Source organism: Streptomyces kronopolitis, from assembly GCF_050953795.1.
Classification (GTDB): Bacteria; Actinomycetota; Actinomycetes; order Streptomycetales; family Streptomycetaceae; genus Streptomyces; species Streptomyces kronopolitis_A.
The window spans coordinates 236642-237435 of the sequence record NZ_CP191850.1 but is presented as its reverse complement, the minus strand read 5'-3'; the positions used below and the strand labels follow the sequence as shown (position 1 = coordinate 237435).

1 protein-coding gene is annotated in these 794 nt (G+C 71.5%); it reads right to left on the bottom strand.

The window, feature by feature from the left end:
- Nucleotides 1–129: 129 nt before the first annotated feature.
- The gene (locus ACQP17_RS01110) at nucleotides 130–540 is read right to left on the bottom strand and encodes a hypothetical protein (RefSeq protein WP_433854469.1); all 411 of its coding nucleotides are present in this window, start codon (nucleotides 538–540) and stop codon (nucleotides 130–132) included.
- Between the last annotated feature and the right edge of the window lie 254 nt (nucleotides 541–794).

The following is a 794-nucleotide window of genomic DNA, read 5'->3' as shown; positions in this document are numbered from 1 at the left end:
GCCGCCGACGGCCGGACCGGCGGGGCGCCGTACTGATCCCTCAGTACGGCGCCCCCATGCGCACTGACTTCGATCCCGCTGCCATGTCCCGCAACGGCTTCTACCGGCTGCCGCCCGCGGGGATGAGCCCTACACCGGCCGGACGAGCAGCGCTGCCACCGTGCCGGCCCGCTCCGCGGCGACGCTGTCGAACATCAGCGAGGTCAGCGCCGGCATGACGAGGGAGCCGCCGGTGCCCAGCGGCTCCCTCGTCAGCAGGGCGGTCGCCCACAGGAGCGTGCCGGGGTCGATGGGGAGCAGCACGCCACGGCCCAGCGCGACGATCAACAGCCCGGCGATGACCACGGGCCGTCGGTCGAAGCAGGTGACCGCATGCGGCGAGAGATGGTTGACGTTGGCGGTGATCAGCGCCATTGGCACGAACAGCAGTCCCAGGCATCCGGTTCCGGCCGTTGTGGCCGCGAGGGTGGACAGGGCGGTCTTGGTGACACCAAGACCGGCGTGGAAGATCAGGAGCAGGCTGAGCGGCAGATTCACCACGTTGACGAGTTGGCGGTGTACATCGTGGCGCGAGTGGCGCCGATGCCGACGCAGGCGGCCTGGAGGGTGAAGGACACGGCGGCGAACGGAACGGAGAACGCCACCAGTCGGCGGTCGGCGGTCCCCGGCCCGTGGACGTGCCGGCCGCTCCCAGCGAGGTCAGTGCGAGGGACGCGACGGAGTACCTCACCGCTCCGATGACCGCCCCGACGCCGAGGGCGGTGACCAGCCCGGTTCGCGCCACCCGGGTGACG